General features: G+C 66.2%; 20 protein-coding genes. 14 read left to right on the plus strand and 6 right to left on the minus strand.

Translation table 11 applies throughout. The features are described from left to right. Window positions 1–32: 32 nt before the first annotated feature. From lptE to CF68_RS07885, 6 genes are all read left to right on the plus strand, one after another. On the plus strand, window positions 33–548 hold the full coding sequence (lptE, locus tag CF68_RS07860; RefSeq protein ID WP_035817200.1) for an LPS assembly lipoprotein LptE: 516 nt from the start codon (window positions 33–35) through the stop codon (window positions 546–548). A gap of 7 nt (window positions 549–555) precedes the next feature. Next, window positions 556–1,614 carry a DNA polymerase III subunit delta gene (gene holA / locus CF68_RS07865; protein ID WP_035817202.1) on the plus strand — a complete coding sequence of 353 codons (1,059 nt, stop codon included), beginning with the start codon at window positions 556–558 and terminating at the stop codon, window positions 1,612–1,614. A 97-nt stretch (window positions 1,615–1,711) separates the two neighbouring features. Next, complete coding sequence (locus tag CF68_RS07870) at window positions 1,712–2,992, plus strand: glutamate-5-semialdehyde dehydrogenase (RefSeq protein ID WP_035817204.1); 1,281 nt, start codon at window positions 1,712–1,714, stop codon at window positions 2,990–2,992. 50 nt (window positions 2,993–3,042) lie between these two features. After that, window positions 3,043–3,465, plus strand: a complete 423-nt coding sequence (locus tag CF68_RS07875) for a CopD family protein (RefSeq protein ID WP_035817206.1) — start codon at window positions 3,043–3,045, stop codon at window positions 3,463–3,465. Between the two features lie 46 nt (window positions 3,466–3,511). Further along, window positions 3,512–4,117, plus strand: coding sequence for a 2-hydroxychromene-2-carboxylate isomerase (locus CF68_RS07880; protein WP_035817208.1), 606 nt, complete (start codon window positions 3,512–3,514; stop codon window positions 4,115–4,117). Window positions 4,118–4,181: 64 nt separating this feature from the next. Then, window positions 4,182–5,435 carry a class I SAM-dependent RNA methyltransferase gene (locus tag CF68_RS07885; protein ID WP_035817210.1) on the plus strand — a complete coding sequence of 418 codons (1,254 nt, stop codon included), beginning with the start codon at window positions 4,182–4,184 and terminating at the stop codon, window positions 5,433–5,435. Between the two features lie 19 nt (window positions 5,436–5,454). Here CF68_RS07885 and CF68_RS07890 read toward each other — a convergent pair whose 3' ends face one another. The 5 genes from CF68_RS07890 to CF68_RS07910 all read right to left on the minus strand — a co-directional run bounded on the left by CF68_RS07890 (window position 5,455) and on the right by CF68_RS07910 (window position 10,253). Further along, window positions 5,455–6,501, minus strand: a complete 1,047-nt coding sequence (locus CF68_RS07890) for a two-component system response regulator (RefSeq protein ID WP_010813222.1) — start codon at window positions 6,499–6,501, stop codon at window positions 5,455–5,457. A gap of 222 nt (window positions 6,502–6,723) precedes the next feature. Further along, window positions 6,724–8,196 (minus strand): NAD(P)(+) transhydrogenase (Re/Si-specific) subunit beta, encoded by a 1,473-nt coding sequence (locus tag CF68_RS07895; protein ID WP_035817212.1) that lies wholly within the window; start codon window positions 8,194–8,196, stop codon window positions 6,724–6,726. Continuing rightward, complete coding sequence (locus CF68_RS07900; protein ID WP_035817213.1) at window positions 8,196–8,537, minus strand: NAD(P) transhydrogenase subunit alpha; 342 nt, start codon at window positions 8,535–8,537, stop codon at window positions 8,196–8,198. Before CF68_RS07900 ends, CF68_RS07895 begins: the two co-directional genes overlap by 1 nt. A gap of 174 nt (window positions 8,538–8,711) precedes the next feature. Further along, window positions 8,712–9,074 (minus strand): aspartate 1-decarboxylase, encoded by a 363-nt coding sequence (gene panD, locus CF68_RS07905; RefSeq protein WP_010815077.1) that lies wholly within the window; start codon window positions 9,072–9,074, stop codon window positions 8,712–8,714. 57 nt (window positions 9,075–9,131) lie between these two features. Further along, window positions 9,132–10,253, minus strand: coding sequence for a Re/Si-specific NAD(P)(+) transhydrogenase subunit alpha (locus tag CF68_RS07910; RefSeq protein WP_035817214.1), 1,122 nt, complete (start codon window positions 10,251–10,253; stop codon window positions 9,132–9,134). A 287-nt stretch (window positions 10,254–10,540) separates the two neighbouring features. On the opposite strand from CF68_RS07910, the gene CF68_RS07915 reads away from it, so the two are divergent. Then, window positions 10,541–11,044 (plus strand): NUDIX hydrolase, encoded by a 504-nt coding sequence (locus tag CF68_RS07915; protein WP_035817215.1) that lies wholly within the window; start codon window positions 10,541–10,543, stop codon window positions 11,042–11,044. Next, the gene (gene mnmA / locus CF68_RS07920; protein WP_084187119.1) at window positions 11,041–12,126 is read left to right on the plus strand and encodes a tRNA 2-thiouridine(34) synthase MnmA; all 1,086 of its coding nucleotides are present in this window, start codon (window positions 11,041–11,043) and stop codon (window positions 12,124–12,126) included. Before CF68_RS07915 ends, mnmA begins: the two co-directional genes overlap by 4 nt. 63 nt (window positions 12,127–12,189) lie before the next feature. Here mnmA and CF68_RS07925 read toward each other — a convergent pair whose 3' ends face one another. Next, window positions 12,190–12,804 (minus strand): glutathione S-transferase C-terminal domain-containing protein, encoded by a 615-nt coding sequence (locus CF68_RS07925; RefSeq protein WP_035817217.1) that lies wholly within the window; start codon window positions 12,802–12,804, stop codon window positions 12,190–12,192. Window positions 12,805–13,179: 375 nt separating this feature from the next. On the opposite strand from CF68_RS07925, the gene purB reads away from it, so the two are divergent. The 6 genes from purB to CF68_RS07955 all read left to right on the plus strand — a co-directional run bounded on the left by purB (window position 13,180) and on the right by CF68_RS07955 (window position 19,803). Next, window positions 13,180–14,556 (plus strand): adenylosuccinate lyase, encoded by a 1,377-nt coding sequence (purB, locus tag CF68_RS07930; protein ID WP_035817218.1) that lies wholly within the window; start codon window positions 13,180–13,182, stop codon window positions 14,554–14,556. A 284-nt stretch (window positions 14,557–14,840) separates the two neighbouring features. Then, window positions 14,841–15,395: a cytochrome b gene (locus CF68_RS07935; protein WP_035817219.1), complete on the plus strand. Its 555-nt coding sequence runs from the start codon at window positions 14,841–14,843 to the stop codon at window positions 15,393–15,395. Between the two features lie 68 nt (window positions 15,396–15,463). Beyond that, on the plus strand, window positions 15,464–16,033 hold the full coding sequence (locus tag CF68_RS07940) for a YceI family protein (RefSeq protein WP_010815070.1): 570 nt from the start codon (window positions 15,464–15,466) through the stop codon (window positions 16,031–16,033). An 84-nt stretch (window positions 16,034–16,117) separates the two neighbouring features. Then, the gene (locus tag CF68_RS07945) at window positions 16,118–16,708 is read left to right on the plus strand and encodes a YceI family protein (RefSeq protein WP_035817220.1); all 591 of its coding nucleotides are present in this window, start codon (window positions 16,118–16,120) and stop codon (window positions 16,706–16,708) included. Window positions 16,709–17,056: 348 nt separating this feature from the next. Beyond that, window positions 17,057–18,460, plus strand: coding sequence for a class I SAM-dependent methyltransferase (locus tag CF68_RS07950; protein ID WP_035817221.1), 1,404 nt, complete (start codon window positions 17,057–17,059; stop codon window positions 18,458–18,460). A 5-nt stretch (window positions 18,461–18,465) separates the two neighbouring features. Continuing rightward, a complete protein-coding gene (locus CF68_RS07955; RefSeq protein ID WP_035817222.1) occupies window positions 18,466–19,803 on the plus strand; it encodes a sensor histidine kinase in 1,338 nt (445 codons plus the stop codon). The last annotated feature ends 4 nt before the right edge of the window (window positions 19,804–19,807 follow it).

The raw sequence follows: 19,807 nt of genomic DNA on the forward strand, positions 1-19,807 counted from the left end.
TGGCCCCGGAACCTGACAAGGAATCGCCAAGAATGAAGCGACTGAACATGGGGCGCCGCAAGGTGCTCGCGGCAATGCTGGCGGTGCCGGCAACGGGCCTGCTGGCCGGCTGCGGCTTCCACATGCGCGGCAACGCGGATTTCGCCTTCAAGCGGCTGTATATCGGGATTCCGGCCAATTCGCTGATGGGCGCCGACCTGCGCCGCGCCATCCGCGGCGGCTCCGACACCCAGGTGGTGGCCGACCAGAAAGAGGCCGACGCCCTGCTGGACGTGCTGCAGGACACCCGCACCAAGTCGATCCTGTCGATCACGACCGAGGGCGTGGTGCGTGAATACCGCCTGACGCAGCGCTTCACCTTCCGCCTGCGCGACCCCGCCGGCAAGGAACTGATCGCGCCGTCGCAGCTGGTGCTGACGCGCGACCTGACCTACAACGAAGCCAACACGCTGGCCAAGGACTACGAAGAGCAGCAGCTGTACCGCGACATGCAGCGCGATATCGTGCAGCAGCTGATGCGCCGGCTGGCCGCCGTCAAGGTCATCTGACCCACGCATGCAACTCAAGCTTGACGGGCTCGACGCGCACCTGAAGCAGGCCAAGGCCAAGGGCCTGGCGCCGCTGTACGTGGTGCATGGCGACGAGCACCTGCTGGTGCTGGAGGCCGTCGACCGCCTGCGCGCGGCGGCGCGCGAAGCCGGTTTTACCGAGCGTGACGTGCTGTCGGCCGAGCGCGGCTTCCACTGGGGCCAGCTGGTCGAGGCGCAGCAGTCGATGTCGCTATTCGGCGACCGCAAGATCGTTGAACTGCGCATCCCGTCGGGCAAGCCCGGCAAGGACGGCGGCGAGGCGCTGCGCGCCGTGGCCGCCCAGCCGTCGCCCGACGTGGTGCTGCTGGTGACGCTGCCGCGGCTGGATTTTGCCGCGTCCAAGTCGGCCTGGTTCCAGGCGCTGGAAGGCGCCGGCGTGTCGATCAAGGTCGACACCGTGGACCGCACCCGGCTGCCGGCCTGGGTCGGCGAGCGGCTGTCGCTGCAGCAGCAGCGCGTCGAGGGCGGCGAGCCGGGCCGGCGTGCGCTGCAATTCATCGCCGACAAGGTCGAGGGCAACCTGCTGGCGGCGCACCAGGAAATCCAGAAGCTGGGGCTGCTGTACCCGCCCGGCGAGCTCACCTTCGACCAGGTGCACGATGCGGTGCTGAATGTGGCCCGCTACGACGTGTTCAAGCTGTCTGAATCGATGCTCTCCGGCGACGTGCCGCGGCTGGTGCGCATGCTCGAAGGGCTGCGCGGCGAGGGCGAGGCCACGGTGCTGGTGCTGTGGGCGCTGACCGAGGAAATTCGCGTATTATCCAAGGTCCGGCAAGGGCTGGCGGCCGGCAAGCCGGCGGGCGTGCTGATGCGCGAGCTGCGCGTCTGGGGCCCGCGCGAGCGGCTGGTGCCGCAGGCTGCGCAGCGCCTGGCGCAGCCAAGGCTGGATGCGGCGCTGGCGCTGGCGGCGCGGCTGGACCGCCAGGTCAAGGGCCTGTCGGACCTGCCGCCACCGGGCGGCAGCCCGCTGCCGGCGGAACCATGGGACGGGCTGCAGCAGCTTGCCCTGATGATCGCGCGCTGAACGCGCAACTCCACAGGTTTGCTTCCCCCCCCCCCCGGGGGGGGGGGGGGGGGGGGACGGAAAACACACTGACGGCCACCACCCCAGGGCCACTGAGATGAACGAGCTCGACCTCAACCAATACATGGACCGCGTCGGCCGCCAGGCCCGCGCCGCGTCGCGCGCCATGGCGCGTGCCTCCACGGCCGACAAGAACCGTGCGCTGCTGACCATCGCCGCGGCCATCCGCCGCGATGCCGACAAGCTCAAGACGGTCAACGCGCGCGATCTCGAGCGCGCCCGCGCCAACGGCCAGGATGCCGCCTTTATCGACCGCCTGACGCTGTCGGACAAGGCCATCGCCACCATGGCCGCTGGCCTGGAGCAGATCGCCGCGCTGGCCGACCCGATCGGCGAGATCTCGAACATGAAGTTCCGCCCGACTGGCATCCAGGTCGGCCAGATGCGCGTGCCGCTGGGCGTGATCGGCATCATCTACGAGTCGCGCCCCAACGTGACCATCGACGCGGCGGCACTGTGCCTGAAGTCTGGCAACGCCACCATCCTGCGCGGCGGTTCCGAGGCGATCGAATCGAACACTGCGCTGGCCGCGCTGGTGGCCGAAGGCCTGGCCGAAGCCGGCCTGCCGTCCGAGGCCGTGCAGGTGATCGAGACTACCGACCGCGCCGCGGTCGGCCGTCTCATCACCATGACCGAATACGTTGACGTGATCGTGCCGCGCGGCGGCAAGAGCCTGATCGCGCGGCTGATGGAAGAAGCGCGCGTGCCGATGATCAAGCACCTGGACGGCATCTGCCACGTCTATATCGACGCCGATGCCGACCTGGACAAGGCCGTGCGCGTCTGCGACAACGCCAAGACGCAGCGTTATGCGCCGTGCAACACCATGGAGACGCTGCTGGTGTCGCAGGACATCGCCGCCGCCGCACTGCCGCCGCTGTGCCGCATCTACCAGGAGAAGGGCGTCGAGCTGCGCGTGTGCCCGGCCACCCGCGCCACGCTGGAAGCGGCGGGCTTTACCGGCCTGGTCGATGCCGCCGAGGAAGACTGGCGCCTGGAATACCTGGCCCCGATCCTCGCCATCAAGACCGTGGCCGGACTGGACGAGGCCGTCGCCCATATCAACGAATACGGCTCGCACCATACCGATTCGATCATCACCGAGAACTACTCGGCGGGCATGCGCTTTATCCGCGAGGTCGATTCCGCCAGCGTGATGATCAACGCCTCGACCCGCTTTGCCGATGGCTTCGAGTACGGCCTGGGCGCGGAGATCGGCATCTCCAACGACAAGCTGCATGCACGCGGCCCGGTCGGGCTGGAAGGGCTGACGTCGCTGAAGTACGTGGTATTCGGGCACGGCGAGATCCGCACCTGACGCTCGCGCGCCAACAACAATAACAATCGTTCTCGAACGTCTCTCTGCCGATGCTCTGGGTCAAAGCGCTGCATATCGTCTTCGTGGTCTCGTGGTTCGCCGGCCTGTTCTACCTGCCGCGCATTTTCGTCAACCTGGCCATGGAAACCGACGCCGCCAGCACGCAGCGCCTGTTGCTGATGGCGCGCAAGCTGTTCCGCTTCATGACCATGCTGGCGGTGCCGGCGGTGGTGTTCGGGCTGTGGCTGTACCTGGGCTACGGCATCGGCCGCGGCGCGGGGCAGGGCTGGATGCACGCCAAGCTGGCGCTGGTGCTGGTGCTGATCGGCTACCACCACGGCTGCGGCGTGCTGCTGCGCAAGTTCGAGGCGGGGCGCAATGCGCGCTCGCACAAGTTTTATCGCTGGTTCAATGAGCTGCCGGTGCTGGTGCTGCTGGCGGTGGTGATCCTGGTGGTCGTCAAGCCGTTCTGAGCCTGGCGCCCGGTCTGTTGTTGCCAATCCTGTTGCGAAAATCGAGATGAGCAAGCTGGTTGACTATTACCTGACGCCGCAGTCGCCGTTCGTCTACCTGGGCCATGCGCGCTTTGCCGCCATCGCCGGGCGCCATGACGCCCAGGTGAACCTGAAGCCGTGCGACCTGGGCAAGGTGTTTTCCGTCTCCGGCGGGCTGCCGCTGTCGCAGCGCCCGCCCCAGCGCCAGGCCTACCGCCTGGTGGAGCTGGCGCGCTGGAGCGAATTCCTGGACCTGCCGCTGCATCCGCAGCCGACGTTCTTCCCGGTATCGGGCGACGCGGCCAGCAAGCTGATCATCGCCGCGCAGCTGGCGCACGGCACCGCGCGCGCGATGCAGCTGACCGGCGCGATTGGCGCGGCGGTGTGGGCGCAGCAGCGCAATATCGCCGATGCCGCCACGCTGGCGCAGATCGCCGACGAGGCCGGCCTGGACGGTGCCAGCCTGCTCAAGGCCAGCGAGGCGCAGTCGGTGCAGGCCGCCTATGCGCAGAACACCCAGGACGCGATTTCGGCCGGCGTGTTCGGCGCGCCGTGGTACGTCCATGACGGCCAGCCCTTCTGGGGCCAGGACCGGCTGGATTTCCTCGACCGCGCCCTGGTGGCGGCTTGAGCTAAGCTTCGGATAGATCCCCGTCCGCTACGGCGGACGTTTTTGTTTGCAGGATACCCAACACATGACCCAAGCCTTCTTTGCCCCTTGCCCGCGCGGCCTGGAGAGCGCGCTCGCCGAAGAACTGCGCGAGATCGCCGCGATGCCGGGCATGGCCGCGCTGGCGCCGTTCACGGTGCACCAGGAGGTGCCGGGCGGCGTCAATTTCTCGGGCGAGATGGCCGCCGCCTATGCGGTCAACCTGCATTCGCGCATTGCCAGCCGGGTGCTGATGCGCGTGGCCGCGCGCGGCTACCGGCATGAGGACGACATCTATACGCTGGCACGCGGCGTGCGCTGGGAGCAGTGGTTTTCGCCCGATGAATCGCTGCGCGTGGACATCACGTCGCACAAGTCGCCGCTGCGCAGCCTGAATTTCACCGCGCTGCGCGTCAAGGACGGGGTCTGCGATGCCCTGCGCGATCGCGTCGGCGCGCGCCCGAGCGTCGATACCGCCAGCCCGGATGTGCGCATCTATGCCCACCTGACCGAGCGTGACTGCACGCTGTATCTCGACACCACCGGCGAGCCCCTGTTCAAGCGCGGCTGGCGCACCGAGAAGGGCGAGGCGCCGCTGAAGGAAAACCTGGCCGCGGGCATCCTGCGCCTGGCGGGCTGGGTGCCGGGCCAGACCTTCCGGCCCTTCTACGACCCGATGTGCGGCAGCGGCACCTTCCTGATCGAGGCCGCGCAGGTGGCGCTGGGCATCGCGCCGGGCGGCAGCCGCAGCTTTGCCTTCGAATGGCTCAAGGGCATGGACACCAAGGCCTGGCAGAAGCTGAAGGCGGACGCGCAGCGCGCCCGCATGCTGGCCTCGGCCGATGAGCTGCAGGTGGTGGGTTCGGACATCTCCACCGACATGCTGGCCATCACGCGCGCCAACTGGGAGCGTGCCGGCCTGCCGGGCGAAGCGCGCACCAAGCAGGTGGATGCGCGCTTCGTGCAGCCGCCTTTTGAAGAGCCGGGTTTGCTGTTGATGAACCCCCCGTACGGCGAGCGCATCGCGGTGCGCGGCCAGCGCCGCTTGCCGGAGGAAGAGATGCCGCGCGACGAGGTGGAGGAGGCCGCCGCCAACCAGTTCGCCAGTGCCTTTGCCACCACGCTCAAGCAGCATTTCGCGGGCTGGCAGGCGTGGGTGTTTACCGGCGACATGGGCTTCCCGCGCCGGCTGCGGCTCAAGGAGTCGCGCCGCACGCCGCTCTACAACGGCAATATCGAATGCCGGCTGTTCCGCTTCGACATGGTGCGCGGCGCCAACCGGGCGGCGCAGGCGGACTGACGGCGCCTGCGCCGCCGGGTCAGGGGCGCTTGCGCCCCGTCAGTGCGTCCGGATTACGGCTGAAGTCCGCCAGGAAGCCCTGCAGGCTGACCACCGGCTCCTGCAGCAGGTGGCGCGGCAGGTCGAACAGCGCGTAGATGAATTCTTCATTGCCTTCGCAGCGCTCGGCCGGCAGGCAGTATTGTTCCCAGTCCACGCACGCCGGCGTGTACATGCCGTTGCCGGGCCAGAAGAACGGCACCAGCCGGCCTTCGCGCAGGCCTTCGATCAGCGCCGCCGGGGCGTCGTAGGCCTCGGCCGATTCCACCTGGCTCATCAGCCCGGCGCGGGTCTCGATCACCATCAGCGTGGCGTGGCCCTGCGCGGTCAGCAGCAGGATGCCGGCCGGGTTGGGGTACAGGTAGTACTCGACAAAACCATAGCGCGCGATCAGCTGGCGCACGCGCTCGGTGATGGCCGGATCGGACAGGAACGAGAACGAATGCCGCGTCAGCAACTCGCGCAGCGTGCGCGACAGCGTGGCGAAATACGCCTGCTGCATGGCCTCGATTTCCTGGTCCAGCCGCTCGACCATATTGCTTTCATGCTTCTTCACGTAGCGGTCGATCAGCCCGTGGTTGAAGCCTTGCACGGCGATGCTCTCGTCGGCGGTGCCGGTCAGCAGGATGGTCTTGCAGGGCAGGTCCTGCAGCGCCTGGCAGAATTCCAGCCCGTCCATCTGCGGCATCGAATAGTCGACCACCACCACGCCCGGCTGCAGGAAGCGCTTGAAGTCGTGGATCTGGCGGTAGATGCGGTCGATGTCGAGCTGCACGGTGCGCCGCTCGGTCAGGAAGGTCAGGTCGTCGTGCGTCACGCGCACCGGCAGGAAGCCCGGGAAGCGGGTGGCGTAGGCCTCGCGGATCCATTGCAGCGCTTCACGCGGATCGGTGAAGGTGATCACCGCGCGCGAGGCATCCATCTGGAACGCCAGGCTGTCGATGAACGACTTGCTGTCATCGACCAGGACGGTCAGGACCGGGTGATGGAAGACCGACAGGTTCCGGTCGTGCGGGTTGAAGGTCATGGAGCGGCGGGCAGGGGTTCGGCGCAGTGGTTAGGCACGGGCGTGGCGCAAGCGGCAAGCCAGTGTGCGCATTCGCAGGCCAGTATAGCGCGCCACGGCTGCCTTGCAAGGCACGCCTTGCAGCCAGGGCCGGCGGCAGAGGAGCCCGGCGGGCGCCGGGCGGGAGAATCGCCCGCGGCAGGGCCGGGATGGCCCGGGCCTGCACGCGGCGCGCGGACGGCCTTAGTCGACCGCCTTGAACATGTCTTCGACCACCTTCTTGGCGTCGCCGAACACCATCATGGTCTTGTCCATGTAGAACAGCTCGTTGTCCAGCCCGGCGTAGCCTGCGGCCATGGAGCGCTTGTTGACGATGATGGTCTTGGCCTTGTAGGCCTCCAGGATCGGCATGCCGGCAATCGGCGACTGGGGGTCGTTCTTGGCCGCCGGGTTGACCACGTCGTTGGCGCCCAGCACCAGCACCACGTCGGCCTGGCCGAACTCGCTGTTGATGTCTTCCATCTCGAAGACCTGGTCGTACGGCACCTCGGCCTCGGCCAGCAGCACGTTCATATGGCCCGGCATGCGGCCTGCCACCGGGTGGATCGCGTACTTCACGGTCACGCCCTTTTCGGCCAGCTTCTCGGTCAGTTCCTTGAGCGCGTGTTGGGCGCGCGCCACGGCCAGGCCATAGCCCGGCACGATGATCACGGTCTCGGCGTTGCCCATCAGGAACGCGGCATCGTCTGCCGAACCCGACTTGACCGGGCGCTGCTGCTGGTCGCCCGTTGCCGCCGCCGCCGTCGCGCCGCCGAAACCGCCCAGCAGCACGTTGAAGAACGACCGGTTCATCGCCTTGCACATGATGTACGACAGGATCGCACCGGAGGAGCCCACCAGCGAGCCCGCGATGATCAGCATCGGGTTGTTCAGCGAGAAGCCGATGCCCGCCGCCGCCCAGCCCGAGTACGAGTTCAGCATCGACACCACCACCGGCATGTCGGCGCCGCCGATCGGGATGATGATCAGCACGCCCAGCACGAAGGCGATCGCCAGCATGATCAGGAACGGCAGCCAGTCCTGCGACAGGAAGAAGATGACGCCGAAGCCCACCATCGCCACCGCCAGCAGCAGGTTCAGCCAGTGCTGGCCGGCAAACACCACCGGCGCGCCCTGGAACAGGCGGAACTTGTAGCGCCCGGCCAGCTTGCCGAAGGCGATCACCGAGCCCGAGAACGTAATCGCGCCGACGAAGCAGCCGATGAAGAGCTCGATGCGGTTGCCCAGCGGGATCAGGTGCGAGCCTGCCGGGCTGATGCCGAACGCCGCCGGCTCGGCCACCGCCGCCACCGCGATGAACACTGCCGCGAGACCGATCAGCGAGTGCATCGCCGCGACCAGCTCGGGCATCTTGGTCATCTGCACTTTCTTCGCCACGTAGGCGCCGATGCCGCCGCCGACCACGAGCGCGGCGAGGATCAGTGCCAGGCCCGTGCCCACCGACGACTGGGCCGTGCCCGCCGCGAGGAATTCATTCTTCAGCTTGATGATCAGGACCAGCGTGGTCACCGCGGCAATGGCCATGCCGATCATGCCGAAGGCATTGCCCTTGCGCGCCGAGGCCGGGTGCGACAGGCCCTTGAGCGCCTGGATAAAGCAGACCGAGGCCACCAGGTAGAGCAGGGTGACGAGGTTCATGCTGACAAGACCGGTCATCACGCGCCCTCCTTGGCCAGTGCCGGCTTGGCCTCAGGCGCCTTGGCCTTCGGTTCCTTCTTCTTGAACATCTCCAGCATGCGCTGGGTGACCAGGAAGCCGCCGAACACATTGACCGCGGCCAGTGCCACCGCCAGCGTGCCCATCACGCGCCCGACCCCGCCTTCGGTCAGGCCCGCGGCGAGCATGGCGCCGACGATGATGATCGCCGAGATCGCATTGGTCACCGCCATCAGGGGCGTATGCAGGGCTGGCGTTACCGTCCAGACCACGTGGTAACCCACGTAGATCGCCAGCACGAAGATGATCAGGTTGATCACCGTGTGGTTCACCATCTCCATCGACTTCTCCTCCGTTGCTTTGAATCCGGGATGCCGCTTGTCTTTTGCTGTATTGCGAACGACCGGGATGCTGCCGCGCAGGCAGGCCGACAGACCTCTGTGCGGGTCATGGCTCTAGGCGACCAGCTGCGCGACCCCTCTCCCGCCTGCGGCAGAGGGGTGGGGAGCAAACCCTCAGAACTTCTTGATTTCCTTGATGCCGTTCTTCTCGTTCACCAGGATGACCTTGGGCTTGTAGGCGGCGATTTCCTCGTCGCTCATCGGCGCGTAGGTGCAGATGATCAGCTGGTCGCCCAGGTGCGCGCGGCGGGCCGCGGCGCCGTTCAGCGAGATCTCGCCGCTGCCGCGCTCGCCCTTGATGATGTAGGTGGAGAAGCGCTCGCCGTTGTTCACGTTGTACAGCTCGATCTTCTCGAACTCCTTCATGTCGGCAGCGTCCAGCAGGTCCTGGTCGATGCCGCACGAACCCTCGTAGTTGAGGTCCGCCTGCGTCACGGTGACGCGGTGGAGCTTGGCGCGGAGCATGATGCGTTGCATGGGTGATACGTCCTTATATTTGATGCAAAAGCAGTGGGCGCACGGCGCCCGTGGAAATTACGCCGCCTCTCGCACGACCTTGCCGTCCCTGCACATCAGGCAGGCCGCGACGATGTCGTCTTCAAGGTTCAGCGTGAACTGGCCGTCCTTGTCGACGACCAGCTTGAGGAAGTCCAGCACGTTGCGGGCATAGAGCGCCGAGGCGTCAGCCGCGACCATGCTGGCCAGGTTGGTGTGGCCGATAATGATGACGCCGTTGTGATTGACCACTTCGTCGGCCACCGTCAGCGGGCAGTTGCCGCCCTGTGCCGCGGCCAGGTCCACCACCACCGAGCCGGGTTTCATCTGCGCCACGGTGGCTTCCTGCAGCAGCACCGGCGCTTTGCGGCCCGGGATCAGTGCGGTGGTGATGACGATGTCGGCCTGGACCGCGCGCTGGTGCACCAGCTCGGCCTGGCGCTTCATCCAGTCCGGCGGCATCGGGCGGGCATAGCCGCCGACGCCCTGGGCGATCTCGCGCTCTTCATCGGTGAGGAAGGGCACGTCGAGGAACTTGGCGCCGAGCGATTCGATCTGCTCCTTGACCGCGGGGCGCACATCGGAGGCCTCGATCACCGCGCCCAGCCGCTTGGCCGTGGCGATGGCCTGCAGGCCGGCGACGCCAGCACCCAGGATCAGCACGCGTGCAGCCTTGACGGTGCCGGCGGCGGTCATCAGCATCGGCATGAAGCGCTGGTAGTGGTGCGCCGCCACCAGCACGGCCTTGTAGCCGGCGATATTGGCCTGCGACGACAGCACGTCCATGCTCTGCGCGCGCGTGGTGCGCGGCGCGGCTTCCAGGGCAAAGGCGGTGATGTTCGCGGCGGACATGCGCGCGTTGTTCTCGGCGTCGAAGGGATTGAGCATGCCGACCAGTACGGCGCCTGGCTTCATCTGCGCCAGTTCGGCGGTGTCGGGGGCGCGCACCTTGAGCACCAGCTGGGCGCCCAGTGCTTCGGCAGCGGTGCCGATGGTGGCGCCGACGGCCTCATACGCGCCGTCGGGCTGGCTGGCGCTTACGCCGGCGCCGGCCTGCACGACCACCTTGTGGCCCTGGGCGACGTACTTCTTGACTGTCTCCGGGGTGGCGGCGACGCGAGTCTCGCCGGCCCGCGTCTCCTGCGGGATGCCGATGTACATCGTCAATTTCTCCTTTAGCTGGCGTCTTGTCTGGTTGGGCGGACCGACGTCTGGCCCGTGCGCGCCGCAGGCTTAAGCCGCAGCGCAACAATTTTTTCGCAGCTTACAGGAATCTGACGTTCAATGGTGACCGGCTGGTCGGCTTTTGCGGCGACCGCCAAAGGGGGAGTTGCAGCCGGTATTTCAGCACCAGCCGGGCTCACCCGCCCGGGGCCATGGCGGGTCGGCGGCGCTGCACGATGGGCCCGCAACCGGTAGAATGCTGGATTGCCTAAAAATTGAGCATCATGTCAAGTGACTGGAATGCCAGCGTGACCGTTGCCGCCGTGATCGAACGTGGCGGCCGCTTCCTGCTGGTCGAAGAGGAAACCGCCGACGGGCTGCGCCTGAACCAGCCCGCCGGACACCTGGACCCGGGCGAGAGCCTGATCCGCGCCGTGATCCGCGAAACCCTGGAAGAGACCGCGCACACCTTTGAGCCGCGCGCGTTGCTGGGCTGCTACATGGGCCGTTCGCTGTCGTCGCGCACCGGCACCGATGTGACCTATGTTCGCTTTGCCTTTACCGGCGACCTGGGCTCGCTCGATGCGGGCCGCCAGCTCGATACCGGCATCGTGCGCACGGTCTGGATGAGCGCGGAAGAACTGCGCGCCTGCCCGGAGCGTCACCGTTCGCCGCTGGTGATGGCCTGCGTCAACGACTACCTGGCCGGCAAGCGCTTTGCGCTGGACGCCTTGTACACGCACCCGTCGGCGCTGGCCGCGGCGATTCCGCTGGGAGCGCAGCCGTGAGTGGTGCCGGAAAACGTGTCGTCGTGGGCATGTCGGGCGGGGTCGATTCGTCGGTCACCGCGTGGCTGCTCAAGCAGCAGGGCTACGAGGTCATCGGCCTGTTCATGAAGAACTGGGAAGACGATGACGACAGCGAGTACTGCTCCACGCGCCAGGACTGGCTGGACGTGGTGTCGGTGGCCGACCTGATCGGCGTCGACGTGGAGGCGGTCAACTTTGCCGCCGAGTACAAGGACCGGGTCTTTGCCGACTTCCTGCGCGAATACTCCGCCGGGCGCACGCCCAACCCGGACGTCCTGTGCAATGCCGAGATCAAGTTCAAGGCCTTCCTCGACCATGCCATGTCGCTGGGCGCGGAAACCATCGCCACCGGCCACTATGCGCGCGTGCGGCAGAACGCGGCCGGCCGGTTCGAACTGCTCAAGGCGCTCGACCATACCAAGGACCAGAGCTACTTCCTGCACCGGCTGAACCAGGCGCAGCTGTCGCGCACGCTGTTCCCACTGGGCGAGATCCCCAAGACGCGCGTGCGCGAGATCGCCGCCGAGATCGGCCTGCCGAACGCGAAGAAGAAGGACTCCACCGGCATCTGCTTTATCGGCGAGCGCCCGTTCCGCGATTTCCTGAACCGCTACCTGCCGACCAAGCCGGGCCCGATGAAGACGCCCGAGGGCAAGGTCGTGGGCGAGCATATCGGCCTGGCCTTCTACACGCTGGGCCAGCGCAAGGGGATCGGCCTGGGTGGCAGCCGCGACGGCAACGGCGATGCCTGGTACGTAGCGCGCAAGGATATGGCGAACAATACGCTTTTCGTGGTGCAGGGCCACGACCACCCGTGGCTGCTGACGCCGGTGCTGACCGCGTCGGACCTGTCCTGGGTAGCCGGCGAGCCGCCCGCCGCCGGCGCGGCGATGGCGGCCAAGACGCGCTACCGCCAGAGCGATGCGGACTGCACGGTGCAGGCGGTGGACGGCGACGCGCTGACGCTCGGGTTTGCCGAGGTGCAATGGGCGGTCACGCCCGGCCAGTCGGCGGTGCTGTACGACGGCGACATCTGCCTGGGCGGCGGCATCATCCAGTAAGCGCTGCCGCTGCACGAAAAAACACCCGCTCGAGGCGGGTGTTTTCTTGTCGGCCGCTGCGGATCAGCCGCGCGGCGGTTCCGTATCGATAAACGACTGGCGCTTGGACAGCTTTTCCTCCAGCGCCGCCAGGTTGGGATGGCGCTCGCGCCAGGCGATCTCGGGGAAGCGGAAGTCCAGGTAGGTCAGCGCACAGCCCACCGCCACGTCGGCCAGCGAATAGTGCGTGCCGGTGCAGAAGGGGCGGTCGGCCAGGCCGTGCGCCATCGCCACCAGCGCCGCGTCGATCTTGCCGCGCTGGCGCTGCACCCAGCGCTCGCTGCGCTCGTGGGCCTCGCGCTGGGTCGCTTCCAGGCGCACCAGCAGCGCGGCGTCGAGCAGGCCGTCGGCGAGCGCCTCCCAGCAGCGGACCTCCAGGCGCTCGCGCCCGCCCTGCGGGATCATCCGGCTGACCGGCGTCAAGGTGTCGACATATTCCACGATCACGCGCGAATCGAAGATCGCGCCGCCGTCTTCCATGACCAGGCAAGGCACTTTGCCGAGCGGGTTGAACTGGCCGATCCTGGTCTCGGGCGACCAGACATCCTCTTCGATGAGCTGGCACTCGATCTTTTTCTCCGCCATCACCACGCGCACCTTGCGCGCGTAGGGACTGGTCCGGGACGCATACAGCTTCATATTCTCCCCTTGAGCTTGTTATGAAGTGCATCGTCGCTCTGTGGCAGCGGCGGTGGGGCGCGCGGCTTGCCCGATGCACTTCATAACAGGCTACTGGAACGGCGTGCGCGAGTATACCCGTGGTGCATGGCGAATGCGGGCTTGCGCACCGATGCCCCGCGGCGGCGCTTTACCGCGGCCCGGAGCCGGGGCAGGGGTGGTAAAATCCCGCGTTGCGCAGCGCCGGCGGGCCTGCCGGCATTGCGTTTTGGACGCATCAGGCCGCAAAAAGTCGCTTTTTCGATCCCTCCCGCCGCCAACGCTGACAGCGCCAGCCCCCGCGGCGCGCCTTGTTCGTCGCCTTCTTCCATTGCCTCCCTTTTCCCGGTTTCCAGCATGACCTCCTCTTCGCTTTCGCCGCTCACCGCCCTGTCCCCGATCGATGGCCGTTACGCCGCCAAGGCCGATGCGCTGCGCGAATGGCTGTCCGAGGCCGCGTTCATGCGCAACCGCGTCAAAGTCGAGGTGCACTGGCTGATCGCGCTGGCGCAGGCCGGCCTGCCTGACATGCCGAAGTTCTCGGCCGCCTCCGAGGCCGCGCTGCTGGCGCTGGTGGACAAGTTCAGCGAGGCCGACGCCGCCCGCATCAAGGAAATCGAAGCCGTCACCAACCATGACGTCAAGGCGGTCGAGTACTGGCTCAAGGAACAGGTCAAGGGCAACGCCGAGCTGGAAGCCGCCAGCGAGTTCATCCACTTCGCCTGCACCTCGGAAGACATCAACAACACCTCGCACGGCATGATGCTCAAGGGCGCCCGCGAAGGCGTGGTGGTGCCTGCGCTCAAGCGCGTGCACGCCCGCCTGGTCGAGCTGGCCAAGCTCAATGCCGCGCAGCCGATGCTGTCGCGCACCCACGGCCAGCCGGCCAGCCCGACCACGCTGGGCAAGGAAATGGCCAACGTGGCCGCGCGCCTGGCGCGCGCGATCCAGCGCATCGAGCAGGTCGAACTGCTGGGCAAGATGAACGGCGCGGTGGGCAACTACAACGCCCACCTGTCGGCCTACCCGACCTTCGACTGGGAAGCGTTCTCGAAGCAGGTGATCGAGACCCGCCTGGGCCTGGCCTTCAACCCCTACACCATCCAGATCGAGCCGCACGACTACATGGCCGAGCTGTTTGACGCGATCGCCCGCGCCAACACCATCCTGCTCGACCTGAACCGCGACGTCTGGGGCTATATCTCGCTGGGCTACTTCAAGCAGAAGACCAAGGCCGGCGAAATCGGCTCGTCGACCATGCCGCACAAGGTCAACCCGATCGACTTCGAGAACTCCGAAGGCAACCTGGGCCTGGCCAACGCGGTTCTGCGCCACTTGTCCGAAAAGCTGCCGCTGTCGCGCTGGCAGCGCGACCTGACCGATTCGACCGTGCTGCGCAATATCGGCGTGGCCTTCGGCTACAGCCTGCTGGCCTATGAGGCCTGCCTGCGCGGACTGGGCAAGCTGGAAACCAACCCCGAGCGCCTGGACGAAGACCTGGACAACTGCTGGGAGGTTCTGGCCGAGCCGGTGCAGACCGTGATGCGCCGCTTCGGCGTGCCCAACCCGTACGAGCAGCTCAAGGAGCTGACCCGCGGCAAGGGCATCTCGCGCGAGGCGCTGCAGACCTTCATCAACGGCCTGGCGATCCCCGACGACGCCAAGAAGCTGCTGCTGGACATGACCCCCGCCAGCTATATCGGCAAGGCCGTGGTGCTGGCCGAGCGCATCTGACACCACATTCCGCCCCTGAACCGGGGCGGCGTGCTGCAAAAGCCATCCGCGAGGATGGCTTTTTGCTTTTCTGGCGCACCAAGGCGGGCAGGGCCGCTGCGGCTTTGTGCCGCTTGCGACAGAATGTCACTTCAAAGCATTTGAATAACTTAATGAAGGACTGTCCTTCATCGGCGCACAGCCCGCCGCAATAATGCGAGAATCGTAAGCGCACGGGCGGGTCAGCCCCCGCCGGTGCCTTCCCCAAAATTGTGAAACGCTCCTGCGCGGGCGAGAGGAATCCGATGCGTTCTACCGCCAATGCCCCCACCGGCTACGGTGCCACCGCGATCGCCTTGCACTGGGTCATCGCGCTGGCGATCTTCGCCGCGTTCGGGCTCGGCCTGTACATGACCGGCATTCCGGGGCTGACGCCGACCAAGCTCAAGCTCTACTCCTGGCACAAGTGGCTGGGTGTGACGATCTTCGCGGTTGCCGTGCTGCGCGTGCTGTGGCGTGCAACCCATGCGGCACCGCCGGTGGCGCCCGGCACCCCGGCCTGGCAGGCCAAGGCCGCGGCCGGCGCCCATCACCTGCTGTACCTGCTGATCGTGATCGTGCCGATCAGCGGCTACCTGTACAGCTCGGCCGCGGGCGTGCCGGTGGTCTACCTGGGCCTGTGGAAGATGCCGGCGCTGCTGGAAAAGAACGACGAACTGAAAGAAGTACTGAAATTTGTCCATATCTGGCTGAACTACCTGATGGCGGCGGTAGTCGTTGTCCATGCGGCGGCTGCGGTCAAGCACCAGTTCGTCGACCGCGACGGCACGCTGGGCCGGATGCTGCCGTTCCTGCGCTGAGGCGCCGCCCCGGCCAACCTTTTACGTACCGCGGCGCGCTGCGCCGACCCTGACAGGAGTTTTTTGAGATGAAACGCAATTCCCGCCGCGGCTCGCTCGTCATCGCCGCCGTCCTGGCCGCCTCCGGCATCGCCGCCAACCTGGCCTGGGCGCAGGTTGACGCCGCCAAGAGCTCGGTGACCGCGGTCGCGCGCCAGATCGGCGTGCCGATGGAAGGCAAGTTCAGGAAGTTCGATGCCGCGGTCAGCTTCGACCCGGCCAAGCTGGCGACCTCGTCGGCCAAGGTCGAGATCGATGTGTCCAGCTTCGAGATCGGCGACGCCGAGACCACCAAGGAAGTGAAGGGCAAGGACTGGTTCGACGCCGCCAAGTACCCCAAGGCCGTGTTCCAGTCCACCAGCATCAAGAACGGCACGCCGGGCAAGTACGACGTGGCCGGCAAGCTGACCATCAAGGGCAAGACCGTTGACGTGGTCGTGCCCGCCACCTACCGCCAGGAAGGCGCCGTGCAGGTGTTCGAGGGCGCGCTGCCGATCAAGCGCACCGTCTTCAATATCGGCGACGGGGAATGGAAGGACACTTCCGTGGTGGCCGACGACGTGCAGATCAAATTCCGTATCGTGCTGGCCAAGAAGTAAGAAGCAAGGCCGGCATTCCGCTGACGTACCCAACAGGCGTTCCTGAGAACGGTTCCGCCCCAACCTGATTTGTCGGGAGATTTCATGAAACTGCGTTTCCTCGTTGCCGCCGTCGCGGCCATTTCCGCAACTGCCGCTTTCGGCGTGGCTTCGGCCAATACCGTGACCTACAACCTCGATCCGACCCACACCTACCCGAGCTTCGAGGCCGACCATCTGGGCGGCCTGTCGACCTGGCGCGGCAAGTTCGACAAGTCCAGCGGCGTGGTCACGCTGGACCGTGCCGCCAAGGCGGGCTCGGTCGAGGTCAAGATCGACCCGGCTTCGATCGATTTCGGCAATGCCAAGCTGAACCAGCACGCCAAGGGCCCGGACATGTTCGACGTGGAAGCCTTCCCCGAGGCCGTCTACAAGGGCAAGTTCTCCAAGTTCAAGGGCGACGTACCGACCGAGGTTGACGGCGTGCTGACGCTGCGCGGCGTGTCCAAGCCGGTCAAGCTGGAAATCCGCGACTTCAAGTGCATCCAGCACCCGATGCTCAAGCGCGAAGCCTGCGGCGCCGATGCCGTGGGCCATTTCAACCGTGCCGACTTCGGCCTGGACTATGGCGTGAAAATGGGCTTCAAGCCCGAGGTCAAGCTCGCCATCCAGGTGGAAGGCGTGCGCGCGGACTGAGCGTGCCAGCCCGCTGCGCCGGGCTTCCAGGCAGTCAAGGCCGGCCATGCCGGCCTTTTTTGTTGTCCGGTATGATTCAGGCGCCTGCCTGGGCACTTGGTTGTACGACCCCCGACGGGCACAGTACAATGGCCCGCGGCAATCCCTCCTTGATCGGGGCATTGCTACTCCTGCCAAGGCGGGGGAGCCATGCCCGCAACCGGCTAAAGCGCATCACTATGAGCATTCGCTGCATGTCCCGATACCGGTAGCCGCCCCCGCGACCTCCTCGCCCCTCATGCTGTACCCGGCCGTTCTGCCCTGGCTGTATGGCCCGCAGCGTTTCTCGGTTTTCCCTGGCGCAATACCGTGTATTCCAAAACGCAAATCGATCCGGTAGTTAGTTTCCGCAACTCGCAGGGCGAGCAGGTGCGGGGCACGATTGTCAATCTCCAGAGAAAGTCCCTGGTGATGGAAATCTACAACCCGTATTCGATCGTGCAGGTCAGCGAGGTGCTGAGCGAACTCAGCGTCCGCATGGGCTCGAAGAATGCCTACCTCGGCAAGGCCGTGGTCATGAGCCTGGTGAACACCGGCCTGACCGCGGTGGTGTCGCTGACGCTGATCGACGAGTGGCTGGAACTGAGCAACCTGGACAACGAGCCCAAATCGGTCGCGCGCGAGTCGCAGCGGTTCGTGCAGGACTGGAATGAGCGCTTCAATATCCGGCCCGACTACCAGATCGTGGTCAATGAAATGCGCGCGTTCCTGTCCGAGGTGTCGCGCTGGGTGGAGCAGGTAGACATGACCAGCACGCTGCCCAAGGAAGGCGATACGCTGCGCATGGACGTGTTCGAGGAGCTGGCCACCCCGATCGCACTGAAGATCCGCGAATATTCCGCGCGGCTCGACGGCGAAGCCGCGCACGTGCCAGAAGAAGACACCGTGATGCACCGCACCTTCACGCAGGCGGCGCTGCATCCCTTGCTGCTGCGCTCGCCGTTCGTGTTCCGGACCTATACCAAGCCGCTCGGCTATGCCGGCGACTACGAGATGGTCAACCAGATCCTGTCGGATCCGCGCCAGGGCCCCAGCACCTACTTCCAGATCGTCAACGCAACGTTCCTGCAGTCGTCCGTGGCCGCTGCCCACCGCAACCGCATCGACCTGCTGGTCGATTTCCTGGTGCGCATGGCGGACCAGGCCCGTGCCGCGGGCAAGCCGTTCCGGCTGCTCAACGTGGGCTGCGGCCCGGCGGTCGAGATCAACCGCTTCATTACCGAATACCCCGAGCCGCACTGGCTGTCGTTCCAGCTGCTCGATTTCAGCCAGGAAACGCTGGAGTACGCGCGCGAGCGCATCGACGAGAGCTGCCGCAAGGCCAATGCGAAGATCGAGGTGGAATATGTCCACCACTCGGTGCATGAACTGCTCAAGCGCCGGATCGACCACGATCCGTCGCTGCGCGAGTTCGACGGGGTCTATTGCGCCGGCCTGTTCGACTACCTGTCCGACCGCGTCTGCGCGCGCCTGCTGAGCTATTTCTCCACGCGCACCCATCCCGAGGGGCGCATCCTGGCCACCAACGTCCACGTCGACAACCCGGAACGGTACAGCATGGAACATATGCTGGAGTGGTACCTGATCTACCGCGATGAGGCCGGCATGCAGTCGTTGCTGCCGGCCAATACGCGCGACGGCCGCACCTACGTCGACCCGACCGGCGTCAACGTGTTTGTGGAAGCGATCGTGACTGATCCGGCCAAGGCCTGACCACCATGCTGAAACGGACTGCGAGCAGGTACTCCCCATACGAGGCCGACCTGCGCGAGTTTCGCCTGGTCTCGAGCCGGGCCGGCGCGCTGACGGCCATCGTGCTGGTGATGGCCGGCGTCGGGCTCGACTACGGGATCTATCCCAGCCACCAGCTGCAGTTCTTTGTCGCCCGCCTGGTGGTCTCGGTCCTGATCGGGCTGATCTTCCTGCTGCTGGCCAACCAGGCCGGCCGGCGCTTCGTGCAGCCGCTCACGCTGGCCTGGCTGCTGCTGCCGCAGATGATGATCACATGGATGATCGCCACCACCGACGGCGCCTCGTCCATCTACTATGCCGGGCTGAACCTGGTCATCTTCGCGGTCGGCATCGCCATGCCCATGGGCTTGTGGCAGACCATCGGCTTTGGCGTGGTCACTTACCTGCTCTACCTCGGCGCCTGCCTGATCCACCCCGATGGCCTGGCGCAGCGCGCGCACTTCACCGTCAATTCGCTGTTCATCATGTTTTCGATCGTGGCCAGTGCGGTCTACACGTTCATGAACGAGCGCGGCCACTTCCACCTGATCCGGCTCAAGGAAGAGCTGGCGCACAAGAACGACGAGCTTGCCGACATCAACCGCCGGCTGGCCGACATCAAGGGCCAGATGCTGCAGCAGGAGAAGATGGCCGCCATCGGTACGCTGGCGGCCGGGCTGCTGCACGAGGTGAACAACCCGGTCAACTTTTGCCTGATGGCGATCGAAGTGGCGATGGAAGAGCCGCAGGCCAAGGAGAACCCTTCGCTGGAAGAGTGCCTGGTCGACGCCAAGCAGGGGATGCAGCGCATCCAGCATATCGTCTCCGACCTCAAGACCTTTGCCTACCGCAAGCCGGGCGCCGAGGTGGAAGGCACGCCGTTCCTGTTCGAGAAGGCGCTCGATTCGTCGATCCGCCTGACCGCGCATGAGCTGCGCGGCGTCAGCCTCAGCCGCGAACTGCCTGCCGACACCCTGGTGCTGGGCGACGAGGCGGCCATCATCGGCGTGCTGATCAACCTGTTCTCGAATGCCGCGCTGGCCATGCGCAAGGCAGGCACGGCCGCGCCGGCGATCCATACCACGGCCCGGTGGGACAACCACCGCCTGCACGTCATGGTGCGCGACAACGGCCCTGGCATCCCCCAGGAAAACCTGGCGCGCGTGTTCGAGCCGTTCTTCACCACGCGCGAGGTGGGGCAGGGGCTTGGCCTGGGCCTGTCGATCAGCTACGCGGTGGTGGAACGCCACGGCGGTCAGCTGTATGCCGAGAGCGAACTGGGCCAGTGGACCGCGTTCAGCTTCGACCTGCCGCGTGCGGAGTAACCAG

This window comes from Cupriavidus sp. SK-4, from assembly GCF_000611125.1.
Taxonomy (GTDB): domain Bacteria; phylum Pseudomonadota; class Gammaproteobacteria; order Burkholderiales; family Burkholderiaceae; genus Cupriavidus; species Cupriavidus necator.

Coding starts and splice junctions, on each gene's coding strand:
- lptE (WP_035817200.1), top strand. CDS start 33: ATGAAGCGACTGAACATGGGGCGCCGCAAGGTGCTCGCGGCAATGCTG.
- holA (WP_035817202.1), top strand. CDS start 556: ATGCAACTCAAGCTTGACGGGCTCGACGCGCACCTGAAGCAGGCCAAG.
- CF68_RS07870 (WP_035817204.1), top strand. CDS start 1,712: ATGAACGAGCTCGACCTCAACCAATACATGGACCGCGTCGGCCGCCAG.
- CF68_RS07875 (WP_035817206.1), top strand. CDS start 3,043: ATGCTCTGGGTCAAAGCGCTGCATATCGTCTTCGTGGTCTCGTGGTTC.
- CF68_RS07880 (WP_035817208.1), top strand. CDS start 3,512: ATGAGCAAGCTGGTTGACTATTACCTGACGCCGCAGTCGCCGTTCGTC.
- CF68_RS07885 (WP_035817210.1), top strand. CDS start 4,182: ATGACCCAAGCCTTCTTTGCCCCTTGCCCGCGCGGCCTGGAGAGCGCG.
- CF68_RS07890 (WP_010813222.1), bottom strand. CDS start 6,501: ATGACCTTCAACCCGCACGACCGGAACCTGTCGGTCTTCCATCACCCG.
- CF68_RS07895 (WP_035817212.1), bottom strand. CDS start 8,196: ATGACCGGTCTTGTCAGCATGAACCTCGTCACCCTGCTCTACCTGGTG.
- CF68_RS07900 (WP_035817213.1), bottom strand. CDS start 8,537: ATGGAGATGGTGAACCACACGGTGATCAACCTGATCATCTTCGTGCTG.
- panD (WP_010815077.1), bottom strand. CDS start 9,074: ATGCAACGCATCATGCTCCGCGCCAAGCTCCACCGCGTCACCGTGACG.
- CF68_RS07910 (WP_035817214.1), bottom strand. CDS start 10,253: ATGTACATCGGCATCCCGCAGGAGACGCGGGCCGGCGAGACTCGCGTC.
- CF68_RS07915 (WP_035817215.1), top strand. CDS start 10,541: ATGTCAAGTGACTGGAATGCCAGCGTGACCGTTGCCGCCGTGATCGAA.
- CF68_RS07925 (WP_035817217.1), bottom strand. CDS start 12,804: ATGAAGCTGTATGCGTCCCGGACCAGTCCCTACGCGCGCAAGGTGCGC.
- purB (WP_035817218.1), top strand. CDS start 13,180: ATGACCTCCTCTTCGCTTTCGCCGCTCACCGCCCTGTCCCCGATCGAT.
- CF68_RS07935 (WP_035817219.1), top strand. CDS start 14,841: ATGCGTTCTACCGCCAATGCCCCCACCGGCTACGGTGCCACCGCGATC.
- CF68_RS07940 (WP_010815070.1), top strand. CDS start 15,464: ATGAAACGCAATTCCCGCCGCGGCTCGCTCGTCATCGCCGCCGTCCTG.
- CF68_RS07945 (WP_035817220.1), top strand. CDS start 16,118: ATGAAACTGCGTTTCCTCGTTGCCGCCGTCGCGGCCATTTCCGCAACT.
- CF68_RS07955 (WP_035817222.1), top strand. CDS start 18,466: ATGCTGAAACGGACTGCGAGCAGGTACTCCCCATACGAGGCCGACCTG.